At 41.8% G+C, this 17609-nt stretch carries 18 protein-coding genes and 2 tRNA genes; all 20 read right to left on the reverse strand.

All coding sequences use genetic code 11. From position 1 onward, the window contains the following. Nucleotides 1-491: 491 nt before the first annotated feature. Nucleotides 492-938 carry a hypothetical protein gene (locus MTBBW1_RS03785; RefSeq protein WP_080799325.1) on the reverse strand — a complete coding sequence of 149 codons (447 nt, stop codon included), beginning with the start codon at nucleotides 936-938 and terminating at the stop codon, nucleotides 492-494. Between the two features lie 142 nt (nucleotides 939-1080). Then, nucleotides 1081-1251, reverse strand: coding sequence for an NUDIX domain-containing protein (locus MTBBW1_RS03790; protein WP_080799328.1), 171 nt, complete (start codon nucleotides 1249-1251; stop codon nucleotides 1081-1083). A 96-nt stretch (nucleotides 1252-1347) separates the two neighbouring features. Then, on the reverse strand, nucleotides 1348-1887 hold the full coding sequence (locus MTBBW1_RS03795; RefSeq protein ID WP_139786650.1) for a hypothetical protein: 540 nt from the start codon (nucleotides 1885-1887) through the stop codon (nucleotides 1348-1350). 687 nt (nucleotides 1888-2574) lie between these two features. Then, nucleotides 2575-2649, reverse strand: a tRNA-Cys gene (locus MTBBW1_RS03800). A gap of 12 nt (nucleotides 2650-2661) precedes the next feature. Then, nucleotides 2662-2736, reverse strand: a tRNA-Gly gene (locus MTBBW1_RS03805). A 60-nt stretch (nucleotides 2737-2796) separates the two neighbouring features. Further along, nucleotides 2797-3363, reverse strand: coding sequence for a CDP-diacylglycerol--glycerol-3-phosphate 3-phosphatidyltransferase (gene pgsA / locus MTBBW1_RS03810; RefSeq protein WP_080799335.1), 567 nt, complete (start codon nucleotides 3361-3363; stop codon nucleotides 2797-2799). Between the two features lie 7 nt (nucleotides 3364-3370). Beyond that, complete coding sequence (gene fsa / locus MTBBW1_RS03815; protein WP_080799338.1) at nucleotides 3371-4018, reverse strand: fructose-6-phosphate aldolase; 648 nt, start codon at nucleotides 4016-4018, stop codon at nucleotides 3371-3373. Nucleotides 4019-4085: 67 nt separating this feature from the next. Continuing rightward, nucleotides 4086-4661: a 2-amino-4-hydroxy-6-hydroxymethyldihydropteridine diphosphokinase gene (folK, locus tag MTBBW1_RS03820; RefSeq protein ID WP_245809234.1), complete on the reverse strand. Its 576-nt coding sequence runs from the start codon at nucleotides 4659-4661 to the stop codon at nucleotides 4086-4088. Nucleotides 4662-4899: 238 nt separating this feature from the next. Next, nucleotides 4900-6288 (reverse strand): argininosuccinate lyase, encoded by a 1389-nt coding sequence (argH, locus tag MTBBW1_RS03830; protein WP_080799343.1) that lies wholly within the window; start codon nucleotides 6286-6288, stop codon nucleotides 4900-4902. A 76-nt stretch (nucleotides 6289-6364) separates the two neighbouring features. Then, nucleotides 6365-7582 carry an argininosuccinate synthase gene (locus MTBBW1_RS03835; protein ID WP_245809235.1) on the reverse strand — a complete coding sequence of 406 codons (1218 nt, stop codon included), beginning with the start codon at nucleotides 7580-7582 and terminating at the stop codon, nucleotides 6365-6367. Nucleotides 7583-7652: 70 nt separating this feature from the next. Continuing rightward, nucleotides 7653-8576: an ornithine carbamoyltransferase gene (argF, locus tag MTBBW1_RS03840; RefSeq protein WP_080799346.1), complete on the reverse strand. Its 924-nt coding sequence runs from the start codon at nucleotides 8574-8576 to the stop codon at nucleotides 7653-7655. Nucleotides 8577-8606: 30 nt separating this feature from the next. Continuing rightward, nucleotides 8607-9836, reverse strand: a complete 1230-nt coding sequence (locus MTBBW1_RS03845) for an acetylornithine transaminase (protein ID WP_080799349.1) — start codon at nucleotides 9834-9836, stop codon at nucleotides 8607-8609. A gap of 68 nt (nucleotides 9837-9904) precedes the next feature. Beyond that, nucleotides 9905-10780: an acetylglutamate kinase gene (gene argB, locus MTBBW1_RS03850; RefSeq protein ID WP_080799352.1), complete on the reverse strand. Its 876-nt coding sequence runs from the start codon at nucleotides 10778-10780 to the stop codon at nucleotides 9905-9907. A gap of 192 nt (nucleotides 10781-10972) precedes the next feature. Further along, nucleotides 10973-12394 carry an ATP-dependent protease ATPase subunit HslU gene (gene hslU, locus MTBBW1_RS03855; protein WP_080799355.1) on the reverse strand — a complete coding sequence of 474 codons (1422 nt, stop codon included), beginning with the start codon at nucleotides 12392-12394 and terminating at the stop codon, nucleotides 10973-10975. Between the two features lie 182 nt (nucleotides 12395-12576). Then, on the reverse strand, nucleotides 12577-13113 hold the full coding sequence (gene hslV, locus MTBBW1_RS03860) for an ATP-dependent protease subunit HslV (RefSeq protein ID WP_080799359.1): 537 nt from the start codon (nucleotides 13111-13113) through the stop codon (nucleotides 12577-12579). A 114-nt stretch (nucleotides 13114-13227) separates the two neighbouring features. Beyond that, entirely contained in the window at nucleotides 13228-14226 is a 999-nt protein-coding gene (locus MTBBW1_RS03865) for a tyrosine recombinase XerC (protein WP_080799362.1), read from the reverse strand. Then, the gene (locus tag MTBBW1_RS03870; RefSeq protein WP_080799364.1) at nucleotides 14226-14408 is read right to left on the reverse strand and encodes a uracil-DNA glycosylase family protein; all 183 of its coding nucleotides are present in this window, start codon (nucleotides 14406-14408) and stop codon (nucleotides 14226-14228) included. The genes MTBBW1_RS03865 and MTBBW1_RS03870 overlap by 1 nt, the downstream gene beginning before the upstream one ends. Next, on the reverse strand, nucleotides 14387-15211 hold the full coding sequence (locus tag MTBBW1_RS03875; protein WP_139786651.1) for a hypothetical protein: 825 nt from the start codon (nucleotides 15209-15211) through the stop codon (nucleotides 14387-14389). Before MTBBW1_RS03875 ends, MTBBW1_RS03870 begins: the two co-directional genes overlap by 22 nt. A 4-nt stretch (nucleotides 15212-15215) precedes the next feature. Then, a complete protein-coding gene (coaBC, locus tag MTBBW1_RS03880; protein ID WP_080799371.1) occupies nucleotides 15216-16505 on the reverse strand; it encodes a bifunctional phosphopantothenoylcysteine decarboxylase/phosphopantothenate--cysteine ligase CoaBC in 1290 nt (429 codons plus the stop codon). 101 nt (nucleotides 16506-16606) lie between these two features. Next, on the reverse strand, nucleotides 16607-17116 hold the full coding sequence (locus tag MTBBW1_RS03885; protein WP_080799374.1) for a hypothetical protein: 510 nt from the start codon (nucleotides 17114-17116) through the stop codon (nucleotides 16607-16609). Nucleotides 17117-17609: the final 493 nt, after the last annotated feature.

Consider the following 17609-nt stretch of genomic DNA (forward strand, 5'->3'; position numbering starts at 1 on the left):
TTCTCCGACATCTTCTATCTGCTCACCTTACGGTTTGCTTTCCATACTTAAATGGAGACAATTGGGCTTACCCTGATTCCTCTGATATTACACAGTAGGTTAGCGTCCGTCTATCCGCCGGGAGAATTTAAGATCACGTATGATGACACCAGAGCATCACAACCATACCCCTCACCATTTTGGTCAAGGCTTGTCAGCATCTTTGGCCTCTCATCGCTAACGACGTTTATCGACGGTTCACATGTGTTACGCATACCACCATTCTTAGCTTCCATCCAGCTTGATGCTGCCAGAGTTGAGGTTACCTCACGGTTTCCTCTCCAAGCCTTTCGGCTAAGGACTCCATTGTCCCCTGGGCTTCACACAAAATCGTTACCAGTAATGCATGCCAAGGTAAGAAACTGCCGGTGATACGGCAGGTTAATTTGCATTAATTAACAATAATATCAGCGACTTCAGGTCGCACCCCTTGCAGCGCCTTGTTAGCCTTTTTATTTATCGCATTTTGAAAGTAGGTATTTACCCGCCTCATCAATCAAGGGGAATAGGTATCCTTGGTTCCCTGTTCCATTAACATTTAATGGTTTATGGGCGCCTTGTTTTATTAAAATATCTTGTAACTCAGCTAAAATATCAGGGATGTAAATAGGTCGTAACAAATTAGTGTATGAAGCGTCAATTTTTCGCCCATTGATTTCCCAAGTTTCTCCAGCGTCTCTAAAAGGATTGTTACTGTCGTAAGCATTACCCTGGGCGATAGAGTAAGCAACTATGTATTGCCTGAAATAGGAAAAAATAATATCTCCTTTTCTTACATCTTTCATCGTGTCCCAGTGGTAAATATTTTTTCCTGATTTAGTATTTTTCGGTGCCCAAAGATATCCACCATTTTTTTCTTCATGATGTGTTTTGTTTTGAGATACCCACCAATAAGCCATAGCTAACCTCCTTAATTTTTATTTGGATAATATTTTTGCTATGGGGACATCAGCCTGGGCAAGTTTGAAACTGCACAAATTTTCGACTGGTACCTGTAGATTGTTTTAATATTTGCCCTCAAATCCCACCTAAAATCCCATGCTATTTTTCGAATATGATATTCCTCAGGTAACCAATCTTGAGATATATTTCGAGGCACGATTGTGGTGTTTCGTCTTTCTCTATTTTTCCTCCTGGGAACTCCCAATAACCTTCTAACATTTGTCCTTTTTTTCTCCTCGTTAGAAGGACACAATTCTCATTGCGAATCACACTAGTGCTTCTTCAAGTTTAAACTGTCGGGTGACTTTTAAGGCTTTTCAAAGGTTCAAGGCATTTTCTACCCGACAATCAAACCTTGAAAGCACACTAGGGGGCAACTCTATTCCCAACGTATTGCTGAATAAATGATAGATATTCCCTCCCTCCTTGTGTTCTTCTTTGTATTGACCTGTAAACTGATGCAGAAACTTTTATGAGATCATCATGGGACGTGTTGGGTAGATCGACTTGAATCATTTGGAACATTTTTTCAAACTTGGCCTTTAACTCATGGTCATCAATCTTTAATTCGGTTTCTCCGAAATGGAATCTATCAAAAGCCAATTCTAAAAGCTGTAATGCTTGCTTGTCTGTAAATACATTTTCATCCTCTGCGTAAAATTGGCAAAGAATTGATTCAATTACATTTGCAATATCTTGAAGATTAGATGAATCGGACATTCGCTGTGTACTATAGAAAGGTACTTTTCGATAGTTTCTGATCAAGGAAACATCTTTGTAGTATGAGCATCCTGCGCATTTTTCAGCCGTGCGAGATTGCCCGCAGCAGAGGCTACATACAAAAGTGTTATCTGCCGCACATTTTCGTTTTCCTTTACGAGAATTACAGATTGAACATTTTGCCATAAGTATATCCTTTTTGGGGCTGCCGAACGCCCTCATAACCTGTTTTCCGTACATATCGGAAATCTTGCCTGCAAAGCATAACAGCAGGATTTGTGCCATAGGAAAATCTGGTTCATGCGATTGTTATGTTTCTGTATTTATTTACCATACAATCGTTATCAATATTTATATAAAACAATCTATGAAGGATGTCCCGCAATGATATAGAAAATTTACAGAGCAATTAATTTTTAAAGAGGTTGCATCATCATGATAAAATCAAGCCTAAAAGTATTTATTCCTTTATAAAGTACGGTGTCAAGCAATTCTTTAAAAAGTTACATTCCCGAGATAAGATATCCTCTTTGTGGTATTTTTTAATAAAAAACATTTTATAAAAAATGATTCTTAAGGTGAAGCTCACTTATTCTAGCCTGGACAAAGTAGTAATCCAAAAGGTAGGCCAAGGGGAACATGGGGACAGGCTTTCTAAAGTGTTAGGCCATCATCAGAAGGCATTGGAGTTTTCAGAGCTCCTTTAATGGGCAAGGTATGTGAAAGAGAATGATCTGCAATGGTGGATGCGTGATTTTATGACAGCGTACAAGGCTCATAAATATTTGGTGAATAATGCGGGGAATAGATTTTAAGCACAAAAAAAAGGTTTAGAAAATAATTTCTAAACCTTTGTATGTATTCTATTTTTTATGGAGGCGGCTTCCGGATTTGAACCGGAGAATAACGGCTTTGCAGGCCGTCGCCTTACCACTTGGCCAAGCCGCCTTTTTTGTTTAATGGAGCGGGAAACGGGATTTGAACCCGCGACTTCGACCTTGGCAAGGTCGCACTCTACCACTGAGTTATTCCCGCTCAGTTAAAAACAGAAACTTTATATATCTGATGCCCTTTTTTGTCAACAGTTAATATCAATCAAAATGCAATTAATTTTCTGAACTTGATAAAATAGTCAGCACCTGACCAAATTGTGAAAAACAGCGCACCATACAGCAAAACAGAACCTATGGCCCCAAAATCAATACCAAAATAGGAGTGATGGATCAAAAGCGGGATAATTGCAGCAATCTGAAATCCTGTCTTGTATTTGCCAAGCCATGACGCTGAAACATCTTCTCCTTGCTCGATGATTACGCATCTTAGGCCTGTCACGGCAAGCTCTCTTCCAATTATCATGCAGGCGACCCATGCGGGTATATAGGCCAAAGAGACAAGCATTATAAAGGCAGATGTCACAAGAAGCTTGTCTGCAAGGGGATCCAGAATTTTCCCAAGGTTGGAAACAAGTCCATATTTTCTTGCAAAATAACCGTCAAGATAATCTGTTATAGATGCCAGAGAAAAAAGTGCTGCTGCCAGAAGCAGTGCGATCTTTCCCGGGTACATCATCAGAATTACAAGAAGTGGAACTGCCACAATTCTTGACATGGTCATGACATTGGGATGTAATACAGTTTTTAATAGCTTGTTTTGCAAGGTCATTGGTTGATTACTTATTCTCTTTTTTCTTCCAGTCAGCCATGAAAGCAGCGATCCCCTTGTCGGTCATATGATGAGATGCAAGGGCCTTTAACACCTTGTATGGGATGGTGGCAATATCTGCCCCGATAAGTGCAGAATTTAATACATGAAGGGGATTTCTTATACTTGCCACAATCACTTCTGTTGTATAACCATAGTTGCCGTAAATATCTACAATCTCTTCTATAAGGCCCATACCATCCTCGGAGAGATCATCAAGGCGTCCAACAAACGGGCTTGCATAGGTTGCTCCGGCCTTGGCAGCCATCAAAGCCTGAAGAGCCGAAAAAATAAGCGTAACATTAGTTTTAATTCCCTCTCCTGATAGGGTTCTTACAGCTTTTAAACCTTCAATTGTCATGGGAATCTTTACCACAATATTATCACTTATTTTTGCAAGTTCTCTTGCCTCGGATACCATACCTTCATACTCAAGGCTTATGACTTCTGCACTTACAGGGCCGTCAACAACTTCGCAAATCTCTTTGATGATATCCTTAAACTCACCATCTTCTCTTGCAATAAGAGAGGGGTTTGTTGTGACGCCATCAACCATGCCCATGCTGTTTGCATCCTTGATTTCATCAATGTTGGCAGTATCTATAAAAAATTTCAAAATCTTCCTCCGTCCACTCACTATATTATTTATTGTTCAAAAATTATGTAACCAACTCTATGTAAAATTATACGTTACAAAAATTTAAATCCACTTGTCCATTAATTATTTCTACTTTCTGTTCAGGATCGTTTTTAATATTCTCCAGAAGAGCTTTGACTGTGCTTCTGAAAACAGGGTGAATCGCATCAGGAGCTATATCACAAAGGGGTTTTAATACAAAGCACCTTTTGTGCATCCGTGGATGTGGAAGGGTAACTTTTTCTGTCTCAAAAATGAGGTCACCATACAAAATAATATCAAGATCAATGATCCTCGGGCCAAAACGAACAGATTTTTCATATTGACCAAGATTCTGCTCAACCTGCTTCAGGGTGAACATCAATGATTCCGGTTTGAGGAATGTATCAACTCCTATGGCAGCATTAACAAACCACTCCTGATCAGTGTAGTCAACAGGTGCTGTCCTGTAAAAAGAAGATACAGAGACAACAGATACCCCATCCATGGAATCAAGCAAATCAATTCCCTTAATACAGTTCCCATTTTTGTCTCCCATATTGGAGCCAACGGAAAGATACACGCGTATGTTTTTTTCATGCATCTCGGTCATGGTCAATGGGAAAACAGCAGATTCATGCATTGGAAATCCTGAGATGATTTAAAAAAGTTGTCTCCTTAAATTGAGGAGGAAGCGGGTCGCCTTTTTTACCGCACCCCTGCAGTGTAAAAACAAAGAGAAACAACGCAATAATAAAAATAGAACTCATCCTATACAAAACAACAGGTGTTATGTCACTAACAATTCTGCAGAAACTTTCCGGCATCACTTAATTCCTTTTTCTGACAACTGAACTCTTAATTTCTTAAAAACACCTGTATCACCCAAGGGTAATTCCAAGGAGAAGCGCAGCTTTTTCCACAGCAGATTTGACACTGTCATAACCGGTTCCACCATGTGTGATGCGCCTTGATATCATGCTCTCAATGGAAAGAAAATCAAATATATCCTCACTGACAAGATCTGAAAACTGTTTTATTTCATCAAGGGAAAGTTCATGCAGCTCCTTTCCATTTTCAAGGGCAAATGCAACAGCCTTTCCTGAGACAGAATGAGCCTCCCTGAAAGGCATCCCCCTAACCACCAGATAATCAGCAAGATCAGTGGCATTCAAAAAACCTTTTTCAGCAGCAGTGCGCATCACACTGCCATGTATCTTAACATGGGGAATCATTCGGGTGTATATATCAATAGAGGCTTTCAGGGTATTTACCGTGTCAAATAGAGGTTCTTTATCCTCCTGCATGTCGCGGTTGTATGCAAGTGGAAGGGATTTCATCAAAGTGATTATGGCCATGAGATTGCCAACAACCCTGCCGCTTTTTCCTCTGACAAGCTCTGCAACATCGGGATTTTTTTTCTGGGGCATGATGCTGGAACCGGTTGTAAATGCATCAGATATTGTTATAAATCCAAATTCGGACGAAGACCACAGCACAAACTCTTCGGACAGACGTGAAAAATGGATCATGCATATGGTGGCATGTGAAATGAACTCCATTATAAAATCCCGATCAGAAACAGAATCCATGCTGTTGTCTGATATTTTTGAAAATCCAAGAATCTCACGGGTCAGCTCACGGTTTAAAGGAAATGTGGTTCCGGCAAGGGCAGCAGAGCCGAGTGGCATTACATCTGTTCGTTTCAGGGAATCTGAAAAACGTTCATAATCCCGCTTGAACATTTCATAGTACGCCATGAGATGATGGGAAAAAAGCACCGGCTGGGCCCTTTGAAGGTGTGTATATCCCGGCATAACAACCCCCATGTGCTTATGGGCAGTCTCTACCAGAACCTTCTGAAGAGCAATAAGTGAATCCATAACCTCAAGTGTCTGTTTTTTAAGGTATATTCTCACATCAAGGGCCACCTGATCGTTGCGGCTCCTTCCGGTGTGAAGTTTTTTGGCAACACTGCCCGCAACATCACCAAGAGCGCTTTCAATATGCATATGGATATCTTCAAGGGCATCAGAGTACTCAAACTCGCCTTTTTCAATGCGGCCTTTTACCACCTCAAGACCCTTTTCAAGTTTTGTTGCCTCTTCTTCCGTAATTATGGATTCATGGGCCATCATCTTAAGATGAGCCAAGCTGCCTTCAATATCACTTGCAAAAAGTGCCTTGTCCACATCTATGGATGATGTGAACTTCTCCACCATCTCATCAGTGTTTTCACTGAATCTGCCATCCCAGGGTTTTTGTGACATAAATAAAATTTCCGGTTTAATTAATGGCATCCTTGACATGATCCCAAAGATGCCTTCTGTTTTAATACATCGGTTTTTAAAGGTTTAATGACCTTTTTTTATGTGCCATTTTCCGGATTCTCAAACGCAGTGCATTTAGGCGGATAAATCCTTCCGCATCTTTCTGACTGTAAACATCATCATCCTCAAATGTTGCAAATGATTCATCATAAAGGCTCCTGTCAGACTCTCTGCCAAGAACATAGCATCCACCTTTATATAGTTTCAAACGAACACGACCCGTAACGTCAGTCTGGGTATCATCTATCATCTTCTGAAGAAGTTCCATTTCAGGAGAGAACCAGAAGCCGTTGTAGATAAGTTCAGCATATCTTGGAATAAGAGAATCTCTGAGATGGGCAACCTCACGATCAAGGGTAATGGACTCCATATTCATGTGGGCAAGTCTTAGAATTGTACCGCCCGGAGTCTCATATACTCCCCTTGATTTCATTCCTACAAATCTGTTTTCAACAAGATCAACCCTACCTATGCCGTTTCGCCCTCCAAGGGTATTGAGGTTTTTTAGAAGGGTTGCAGGAGACATATCTTCGCCATTAATGGCTACAGGATCACCTTGGTAAAAGGTAATGTCAACGACTTCGGGTTTATCCGGAGCATCTTCCGGCCTTATGGACATTGTGTACATTTCATCCGTGGCCTGTGCCCACGGATCTTCCAGGATACCACCTTCATAACTGATATGAAGCATATTCCTGTCCGTACTGTAGGGCTTTGCCGGTGTCTGGGGAACAGGAATTCCATGATTTCTCGCAAATTCCATCAATTTTGTTCTTGATGTAAGATCCCAGTCCCGCCATGGGGCAATTATCTTTATTGTTGGGTCAATTGCAAGATATCCAAGTTCAAAACGAACCTGATCATTTCCCTTGCCTGTGGCCCCATGGCTTACAGCATCAGCCCCTTCTTTTGCGGCAATTTCAATCTGGCGTTTGGCAATAAGGGGCCTTGCTATGGAAGTACCCAGAAGATACTGCCCTTCATATATTGCATTTGCCCTGAAAGCTGGAAAAACATAATCCCGGACAAACTCTTCTCTCAAATCTTCCACATAGGCTTTGACGGCACCTGTTTTCATGGCCTTTTCCTCAAGACCGTCCAGCTCCTCTTCTTGTCCCAGATCTGCTGTAAGGGTTACAACTTCACATTGATAAGTTTCAATGAGCCACTTCAATATAACAGAAGTATCCAACCCACCGGAATAGGCCAGTACAACTTTTTTAATGTCAGACACTTTATATTCTCCATTCGATGTTTTTGGGCATAATTCTAACTCAGGACACATAAAACTTTTTACAGGTTCATCATGCATTGGTTCGCAAAATCAGTGTTTCCAGTATTGCCTTATGCATGTGGCGCTTGTTTTCTGCCTGATCCCAGAATACAGCACCCGGTGCTTCCAGTATATCCACTGAAATCTCTTCTCCCCTGTGGGCAGGCAGACAATGCATAACCATCACATCATCCTTTGCATGGGAGAGTAGTTGCCTGTTAACCTGAAATCCCTCAAAATCAGATATACGGCTCTGCTGTTCTTCCTCCTGACCCATGCTTGCCCATACATCTGTATAGACAACATCTGCACCCTTGACAGCCTCCACAGGATCATTTGTAAAACAGATTTTACTTCCTCCCCTTGAAAGAGAACTCTCCCTTATGAAAGGGGCAATACCGTATCCTTCAGGAGTTGCAACAATAAGCTCAAGATCCAGTACAGCAGCAGCATTAACCCAGGAATTTGCCACATTGTTACCATCTCCAACCCATACGATCCTCTGGTTTTCATAACCACCTTTAACTTCAATGATGGTCATGATATCGCTTAAAATCTGACAGGGGTGATAGGAGTCTGTCAAAGCATTTATAACAGGAATTGTAGATGATGCAGCAAATTTTTCCACAAGTGTGTGATCAAAGGTTCGCATGGCAAGGGCATCAATATAACGGGAGAGTACCCTTGCCGTATCTTCTGCCGGTTCATTGCGGGAGATCTGTGTATCTTGTGTACTCATATAAATGGGGGTGCCCCCAAGCTGTATCATTGCGGTCTCAAAGGCTACCCTGGTCCGTGTTGATTTTTTATCAAAAATCAGCCCCAGACTCTTTCCCGTCAATGGTCTGTCAGAAATGCCCTGGTTAAAACGTTTTTTAAGTTGAAGCGCCCTTTCAAACAGCCAGGTAAAATCAGATGCATCCAGGTCAAGCAACGAGAGTAAATCTTTCTTCAATGGATTTCTCCTTACATCATTAATGTGGAATTACAGCAGCATATCCAGCGCATCCACAAGTGCATCAATCTCCTCCACTGTAATAATCAGGGGAGGCGCAAATCTAAGAATATTACCCTGAATTGCATTAATAATAAAGCCTTTTTTCAGACATTTTTCCACAATATCAGAAGCTTCATTCTCAAGAACCATGCCCACAAGAAGTCCTTCTCCTCTCACATCCTTTATACAGCTATGCTTCTCTTTAAGCAGATTGAGGCGTTTTCTGAAATAGTTCCCCTTCTCACGGCATTCACTCAAAAATTCAGGAGCGGAGACAATGGAAAATACTTCAAGAGCAGCAGATGCCACAAGGGGAGTCCCCCCGAAGGTGGTGGCATGGCTTCCCGGAGCAAAACCTTTAGCTACTTTTTCTGTTGCAAGCATGGCACCCATGGGAAGACCGTTTGCAAGGGCCTTTGCAAGGGTCATGATATCAGGGGTAACCCCATATATCTCATGGGCAAAAAGATATCCGCACCGCCCCATTCCGGTCTGTACCTCATCGAAAATAAGCAAAATACCCTTCTCATCACAAAGAGTACGCACAGCCTTGAGATACTCAGGATCTGCCGGAACAACCCCGCCCTCTCCCTGCAGAGGCTCCATGATTACTGCACAGACAGTGTCGTCAATAACAGATTGAAGGGCATCAAGGTCATTAAAAGGAATTTGAATAAAACCATCCATCAGTGGCGAGAAACCCTGTTTTATCTTATCTTGACCTGTGGCTGTAAGGGTTGCCATGGTTCTCCCATGAAAGGATTGTTTCATGGAAACTATTTTATATCGTTTATTTTTATTACCTGAAACACCTTCTTCACTCTCCTGTTTGCTCCCTGGTGCTTTATGCAAAGTTTCATTAGAGTTAAAATAGCGCCTGGAAAGCTTTATGGCAGCTTCATTTGCCTCTGCACCTGAATTTGCAAAAAAAACCCTGTCTGCAAAGCTGTTTTCAACAAGAAGTTTTGCAAGTTCTGCCTGGGGTTGGGTATAATAGAGATTTGAAACATGAACAAGAGTTGCAGCCTGTCTTGCAACAGCCTCAGTAATACGGGGATGGCTGTGGCCAAGGCTGCACACTGCAATGCCGGCAAGAAAATCTGTGTACTGGTTTCCCTCTTCATCCCAGAGGGTTGAACCTTCTCCCTTGACAAACACCCTCTTTATTCTTCCATAGGTATTAAAAATATATTTGTCTGTTTTTTCAATTGTATCCATTTTCTTAACATTCCCTGTCACTAACATAAAAAATGAGAAGTTATGACTCTTTAGTGAGTTGTTGACTCTTACTGAACCACCTGGGTACCAATACCTGAGTCGGTAAAAAGCTCAAGCAGCAAGGCATGGGAGCGGGTTCCATTTATAATGTGGGATTTTTTAACACCATCTGCAAGCACATCAAGGGCACACTCCACCTTTGGAATCATTCCCCCCTTTATTTCCCCTGATTTAATCATGGAGTCAATCATCTCAGCATTTACTGTGGAGACAAGATTTGATGTTTGATCTAAAAGTCCATCCACATCTGTCATGAGGATCAGTCGCTCAGCACCAAGAGCGCCTGCTATCTTTGAAGCCACAAGATCGGCATTGATGTTGTAGGTTTCCCCTTTTTCACCAACTCCAACTGGTGCAATCACGGGAATAAAACCCCTGTCTGCAAGGGTATGGATAATTTCAGGGTTGATGCGTGATACAGTTCCAACCATTCCGGGATCAATAATCTCAGGAGGGTTATCACCTTGAGCTTCCTGATAAATGGTCATCTTCTCTGCAACAATAAGCCCGCCATCCTTTCCTGTAAGGCCAACAGTTCTGCCCCCCTTGCTGTTGATCCTGGCTACAATCTCCTTGTTGACCTTGCCCCCCAGAACCATCTCAACAACATCCATTGTCTCGCCGTCTGTATAACGCATTCCACGCACAAAACTTGATGTGATCCCCATGGCACTGAGTACTTTGTTTATCTGCGGCCCACCGCCATGAACCACCACCGGGTTTATTCCAATATATTTAAGAAGAGTTATGTCACTTGCAAAATCATCCTTGAGTTTTTCATCAACCATGGCATGACCGCCATATTTTACAACAATGGTTTTTCCTGAAAAACGACGAATATAAGGAAGAGCCTCTATTAAGATATCTGCTACATTCATTGTCATATTAACTACCTGTAAATATTATGGATATGCAAAAAACACCCTCTGTTAAAGCCATATTTCGAGATTTTCTCAGTGTTCTTTCAAGGTTTGATTTTCGGGTAACCCCTTGACCCTTTGAGTTCTCTAAAAAATCACCCGACAGCTTTAACTTGAAGAAGCACTCAGTCATAATCCACAGAAATTATTAATACACTACAGTATATAGCGGCTCAAATCCTCATCCTTGACAATATCCATGAGCTGTTTGTCAACAAACTCAGCATCCACCACAATCTTTTTTTCCTCAATATCAGGAGCATCAAAAAGAACCTCTTCAAGGAGGCGTTCCATTAGGGTATGAAGGCGTCTTGCCCCTATATTCTCTGTCCTTTCATTCACATCCACAGCAATTGCGGCAATACGTTCCACTGCACTGTCAGTAAACTCAACCTCAACTCCTTCGGTGCGAAGAAGGGCCATATATTGAAGGATCAAAGCATTTCTCGGCTCTGTCAATATCCTCTTGAACTCTTCCCTTCCAAGGGAGTGAAGCTCCACACGTATGGGAAAACGCCCCTGAAGCTCCGGAATCAAATCCGAAGGTTTTGATACATGAAAGGCTCCGGATGCAATAAAAAGAATATGATCTGTCTTTACTGTTCCGTATTTAGTTGGCACAGAGCTTCCCTCAACAATTGGAAGAAGATCTCGTTGTACCCCTTCCTTGGAAACTTCAGGGCCGTGGCTGTTGCCTTTGCCTGCAATCTTGTCAATTTCATCCAGAAAAATTATCCCTGATTGCTCAACCATCTCAATAGCATCATTTGTCACTTTTTCCATATCAACAAGATGTGCAGCCTCTTCCTGGCAAAGAATCTTCATGGCCTCGGAGACTTTGATCTTACGGCGTTTGGTGTTTTTGGGCATCAGGCTTCCAAGCATATCCTTCATGTTGATGCCCATCTCCTCCATGCCTGTATTGCTGAAAATTTCAACCATGGGCATTGATTTTGACGGAACATCCATATCCACCATGCGGTTATCAAGCTTGCCTGCCTTAAGCATCTTGCGCAGCTTCTCCCTCGTGGAAGAGCTTGATCTCTCAGGCGGGGAGACAACATCAATTGCATTGTCATTTTCAAGGATATCAATGGAGGATATGCCATTTTTTTCCAAACCATCCTCGGAGCCATTATCCTGGGATTTCCTGCTGTCAGACCCTGGAAGTAGAAGATCAAGCACCCTCTCTTCTGCAATTACAGCAGCCTTCTCCTGAACCGCATCCTGCTGTCTTGCCCTAAGATTATTGACTGTCAGCTCAAGAAGATCACGGATCATGGACTCCACATCACGTCCAACATATCCAACCTCAGTAAATTTGGATGCCTCAACTTTATAAAAAGGAGAATCAGTCAAAGTTGCAAGACGCCTTGCAATTTCTGTCTTGCCAACACCCGTAGAACCTATAAGTATAATATTTTTCGGTGCAATCTCATCCCTTAAGTCCTCTGGAACCTGGCGCCTTCTCCAGCGATTTCTCAAGGCAATGGCCACTGATTTTTTGGCATTCTTTTGACCGATTATGTATCGATCAAGCTTCTCCACAATCTCTTTTGGTTTTAAATCATTAAGCATCGGATTATTCTCTCATCTCTCTGTTAGGAATGAGTCCGGAAATAACTTATCCACTCTCCCACTCTCCAGAGACGAAGATGTAGCTTTGGGAGATAAGCGGGCAAGCAATTTAAGACCTGTTCCCTATTTACCGTGCAAAAAAACCTCATCATTATTATTATGATCAGGCAGATGACGGTTCATTATATCTCTTCTATTGTAATATTGGTATTAGTGTAAACACACAGAGACGCTGCAATTGCCATTGCCTCTTCCACAATTTTGCGTGGCTCAAGCTCAGTGTGGTTCATCAGAGCAAAGGCAGCCGCATGGGCACCGACACTTCCGGAACCAATGCTTATTACCCCGTGATCAGGCTCAATTACATCACCATTGCCTGACAAAAGATAGGTATTTGTCTCATCAGCGGCAATCATCATGGCTTCAAGTCGCCTGAGATACTTGTCGGTTCGCCACTCCCTTGCAAGTTCAACAGATGCCCGTGTTAAATTACCGTTATAGCGTTCCAGCTTCTGTTCAAGTTTTTCAGCAAGATGCAGGGCATCGGCTGTGGCCCCTGCAAAACCTGTGATAATTTTTTCATTATAGATCCGACGCACCTTTCTGGCCTTGTGTTTAGTGATGGTGCTGCCAAGAGTGACCTGGCCGTCTCCAGCCACAATCACTTTCCCTTTATGGCGCAATGCCAATATGGTGGTACCGTGAAAAGAATCTGTCATTATTTGTCCTTAAAAAAAATGTGTGTAACCTTCGTAGCTTAAAAATCTCCCTTATCATTCATATGACCAGAGGAGAGCAATGGCGGCCATGACGGTTTATCTCATACCCTTATCTTAACTTCTTGGATGAGATTTATCATACACCTGCATCAATTTGTCAATGGTGACGTGGGTATAAATCTGTGTGGTGGAGAGACTTGCGTGGCCAAGAATCTCCTGGATGCCTCGTAAATCAGCACCGGCATCAAGCATATGGGTTGCAAAGGAGTGGCGCAGCATATGGGGGGTTACATGCATCGCAAGACTGCATTCTGAAACAATCTTTGTCAGTATTTTCCTCATGGAACCATCTGTAAGGCGGCTGTTTCTGTGGTTAAGGAAAAGTGGATCAAGGCGCAGAGGTAATATGTGTCTATATTGCAAAATGGCATTCAGGGCACGTTCACCAACTGGCACAATTCTCTCTTTATTGCCTTTTCCCAGAACCCTTATTAACTGTTGATCAAAGTTGATATCATGGAAATCAAGGGCTGCCATTTCCGAGACCCTAATGCCGGTTGAATAGAATGTCTCAAAAATAGCAGAGTTTCTCTTTTCAAGCAGTGTTGAAGAAGGAATTGAGTCAAGCAGAAAAAAAAGATCATCAACTGTGAGAAAATCGGGAATATTGCGTTTAAGTTTGGGGAAAGGAACTGAATCAGCAGGGCTTACCTCAATTTTGCCACATTTGACCAGATAATTGTAAAAAGACTTCAGGGTGGAGAGCTTGCGAGCAACAGAGCTTTTTTTGATATCCGACTGTGCAAGGTGAATAATAAAGTCTCTGACAACACTCTTCTGGTTGTTTTTAATACAATCCAAAAACTCTTCATCATGATTCTTGTTGTTTTTAATACAACCCAAAAGCTCTTCTTCATGATCAGAAAGATATCCATCCTTTTCCAGGTAGCTATCTTTTTCCAGAAAAACTTTGTGGCTTTGTATATCAAGGGTGTAATGCTTTACAAGAAAACGCAAATATTCTTCAAGATCACTTCTATATGCACGTAATGTGTGAGGTGAGTAACCTTTTTCAGCATCAAGACTTTCAAGAAATGAGTAAAAAAGCGACATTACAGACCAAGCCCTGACATTATTTTCTGCATATCTTCCCACACATCCTTTTTTCTTGCAGGCTTTTCAAGAAGCACAGAGGGATGCCAGGTGGGCATTACAGCAGAAGAAGTTTCACTGCCTGCTACTTGATAAGAGAAGAATCTCCCCCTTGATTTTGTCAAAAGGTATTCCCGTCCCATGAGAACTTTAAGTGCATGGTCTCCAAGTGTACATATAATTTCAGGGCATCCTTTTTTATGACTTGTTCCATCTCATTTCTAATCTGATTAACCTGCCTGCGAACAACAGGAATTCCTTTTGTATAATCAAGGGGTAAGAAGATGCAAAGGCAGATATTTTGACGAGTCAAATGCATTGCCTTAAGAATTTTAAGGAAAAGTTCTCCTTCAGGGCATTCGTAAGGGTCAGAGATTATATTTGAAATGTCTGCATCAGGTTCTTTTGTGGAGACGTGAAGCGGAGTTTGATCAGTTAAGTGCAGTGCTTCACTGAAAAAAAGCAGTCTGGCATGGATGTCGCCATCCATTAAAAGCAAATTGTTCGGTAAAGGGAAGATGTTCTCATCCACGTTAGAGACATTAGGTTTGGAGAGATCAAGTGAGCTAACCTCTTCTGCTTTGCCGGAAACCCTGTGAATTTGGGCTTTTATTGAAAGGTTGCTAACCCTGGCTGTGTCATCTTTGGAAGAAGCAGTATATTTTGAAAATGTTTTTTTTGTGGATTTATATTTAAGATCATTGATATTTCCAAGGTTTTTATGCGTTACCTTTCCGGAAGGAATTTGCTCATGATGCTGTTGAGAAAATGAGTGACTATCATGGCTCCAAAGGTTAAGAATATCTATGGAATGCTCCGACAGCTCAATAGAATTTTGGCCGGACTCCTGATTCCATGACAACAGGGAAACAGCACCATCCAGAATTTTTTTAAACTCTTCCCTGTAAAATGACATAGAGATAAAAACCTTAGATTTTTTATTCATATCATCAAATCTTTGCAAGAATACGATCAAGAAGAGTATGCGCCACCTGTTTTTTGGATGCAAGGGGAAGCTCTTCAACCGTACCGTCCCTGAAAAAAAACTTCACCTTGTTGGTATCTGATTCAAATCCTGAACCTTCCACCCCTACAATATTCCCCACAATCATATCCAGATTCTTTTTCCTGATCTTTGCAAGGGCATTTTCATCAAGATTTTCCGTTTCTGCTGCAAATCCTGCCAGAAACTGTTTTGTTTTTCTCTCTCCTGCCATCTTCAAGATATCAGGATTTTCAACAAGATCAATGGTAAGAGCAGCATTAGCGGAAAAAGAATTAACATCTGGAAAAGAGGACGCGTCAGTAAGGTCTTGCCCCACAGCAGAAAATGTTTCTGACACGGAATGCTCTGAAACTGCATTAACCTTATCTTTTTTAATCTTGCTGCTTTTTGGCTCAAGGGGTCGGTAGTCAGCAACTGCTGCAACTTTAATTATAATATCGGCATCATCCATATTTTGCATTACAGCATCTGCCATCTCAAGGGCACTTGTAACCTTTACAACATCAACCCCAAAAGGCGGAAAAATGGATGTGTGCCCTGAGATAAGGGTAACCAGCCCTCCCCTCTTTTCCGCAGCCTCGGCAATGGCATAACCCATTTTTCCAGATGAGTGGTTGGTGATATATCTCACAGGATCAATTGCTTCCCTTGTTGGGCCTGCTGTAACAAGAATCTTTTTGCCTTCAAGATCCTTTGGATGAAAAAGCCTTACAACTCTGTCAAAAATAAGTTCCGGCTCTGGGAGACGACCGGCACCACTTGTTTTACATGCAAGTTCTCCTGTGCCAGGTTCAAGAATGGTAACTCCATCTTGTTCCAGAATATCAAGGTTGCGCTGGAGAGCACGGCTTTCATACATCCAGGTGTTCATGGAAGGGCATATCATAACAGGAGATTTCACCGCCATCATCATTGTGGTAAGAGCATCATCTGCAATGCCACAGGCAAGTTTGCCTATGATATTTGCGGTGGCAGGAGCAATTATAACAGCATCCGCCTCCTGTGCCCACTCTATGTGGCGGACAGAAGATTCCTTTGAGTTAAAAAGACCGGTGCAGACATCATTCTCCGACAACACACGGAATGTTGTTTCTCCCACAAACTCAAGGGCAGATGAGGTCATGACCACTTTGACATCTGCCCCTGCTTTTTTCATGAGGCGAAGAAGTTCAACTGCTTTGTATGCTGCAATTCCGCCGCATACACCAAGGATAATGTGTTTATTCTTTAGCATATCCGAAAGAGTAATCCTTATTTTTTTGTGACAAATCCATGAAATAAAAACCAATAGAACTCACCATGATTTCCCACAAATTAAAAAAACACAAACAAATCTCATTCAAAAAGAGTGCTTTCTCCCAACGGTTGAACTCCAGGAACTGTTTCTGCGACAGCAGGGGCAACACCTATCTCGGCATACGTATAAAACTCCTTTTCCCGAAGTGTAATAACTGCCCATCTGGAAGATTTATGAAAAATCATAATTGTTGATGCAGGGGATTTTATCTGACTTACCACATCCCAGTTATCTTTCTGCATGTTGTTGTTAAAAAAATTGAAAAGGGAGTTAATCTCAATTCTGCCCTTAAGTGTTAAAATACCTGATGTGTATCCAGGAGTACTGACCACAACAGTTGATTCGTTAACTACTGCAAGATCTTTTGGTACAAGAACATCATCAAAGTCATAATAAAGAGCAGTGGGTTCACGGGAAACTGCCGGAGAAGGTGTGGCAGATGTTCTGCTGTTTTTATCAGCAGCCATGTTACTGCTGCATCCTGAAAAAAACACCAAAGAGAATAAAACCATAATAACTGCGTTTATTTTTTTAGTCGAGAGATCCATTTTACCTCCGGATACATTTATAGTATTTATATTAAATAATACGATGATAATATTTGGATTAAATAATACGGTGCTAATACGCAACAAATTTAAAAGTATAGTAATTTCCATTTTATCTATTGTAAACAGGCATGATTGATTACGTATCAATCACTCTCAAATATAAAAATGATAGCCATTTTCACGGTAAAACGTCATGGCTGCCATCCATCCACCCCCGAATGTAAAAAATTGTATCCATTTCCACGGTAAACAGGCATGATTGATTACGTATCAATCACCCCCAAATATAAAAATGATAGTCATCTTCACGGTAAACCTTCATGGCCAAACATCCGGCCTCCCCCGACTATGAAAACAATGTATCCATTTCCACGGTAAACGGACATGGCTGGCGCTCAGCCACCCCCGACCATGGAAATAATGTATCCATTTCCACGGTAAACGGGCATGGCTGCCATCCAGCCACCCCCGAATATAGAAAATTGTATCC

The sequence above is a fragment of the Desulfamplus magnetovallimortis genome (assembly GCF_900170035.1).
GTDB lineage: Bacteria > Desulfobacterota > Desulfobacteria > Desulfobacterales > Desulfobacteraceae > Desulfamplus > Desulfamplus magnetovallimortis.

What these genes read in the sequence shown, in the direction of transcription:
- MTBBW1_RS03875 (WP_139786651.1), bottom strand. Translation starts at nt 15,211, where the DNA reads ATGAATAAAAAATCTAAGGTTTTTATCTCTATGTCATTTTACAGGGAA.
- coaBC (WP_080799371.1), bottom strand. Translation starts at nt 16,505, where the DNA reads ATGCTAAAGAATAAACACATTATCCTTGGTGTATGCGGCGGAATTGCA.
- MTBBW1_RS03845 (WP_080799349.1), bottom strand. Translation starts at nt 9,836, where the DNA reads ATGGATACAATTGAAAAAACAGACAAATATATTTTTAATACCTATGGA.
- MTBBW1_RS03795 (WP_139786650.1), bottom strand. Translation starts at nt 1,887, where the DNA reads ATGGCAAAATGTTCAATCTGTAATTCTCGTAAAGGAAAACGAAAATGT.
- MTBBW1_RS03870 (WP_080799364.1), bottom strand. Translation starts at nt 14,408, where the DNA reads ATGGGACGGGAATACCTTTTGACAAAATCAAGGGGGAGATTCTTCTCT.
- folK (WP_245809234.1), bottom strand. Translation starts at nt 4,661, where the DNA reads ATGCATGAATCTGCTGTTTTCCCATTGACCATGACCGAGATGCATGAA.
- hslU (WP_080799355.1), bottom strand. Translation starts at nt 12,394, where the DNA reads ATGCTTAATGATTTAAAACCAAAAGAGATTGTGGAGAAGCTTGATCGA.
- MTBBW1_RS03785 (WP_080799325.1), bottom strand. Translation starts at nt 938, where the DNA reads ATGGCTTATTGGTGGGTATCTCAAAACAAAACACATCATGAAGAAAAA.
- argB (WP_080799352.1), bottom strand. Translation starts at nt 10,780, where the DNA reads ATGACAATGAATGTAGCAGATATCTTAATAGAGGCTCTTCCTTATATT.
- argH (WP_080799343.1), bottom strand. Translation starts at nt 6,288, where the DNA reads ATGTCACAAAAACCCTGGGATGGCAGATTCAGTGAAAACACTGATGAG.
- hslV (WP_080799359.1), bottom strand. Translation starts at nt 13,113, where the DNA reads ATGACAGATTCTTTTCACGGTACCACCATATTGGCATTGCGCCATAAA.
- MTBBW1_RS03865 (WP_080799362.1), bottom strand. Translation starts at nt 14,226, where the DNA reads ATGTCGCTTTTTTACTCATTTCTTGAAAGTCTTGATGCTGAAAAAGGT.
- pgsA (WP_080799335.1), bottom strand. Translation starts at nt 3,363, where the DNA reads ATGACCTTGCAAAACAAGCTATTAAAAACTGTATTACATCCCAATGTC.
- MTBBW1_RS03885 (WP_080799374.1), bottom strand. Translation starts at nt 17,116, where the DNA reads ATGGATCTCTCGACTAAAAAAATAAACGCAGTTATTATGGTTTTATTC.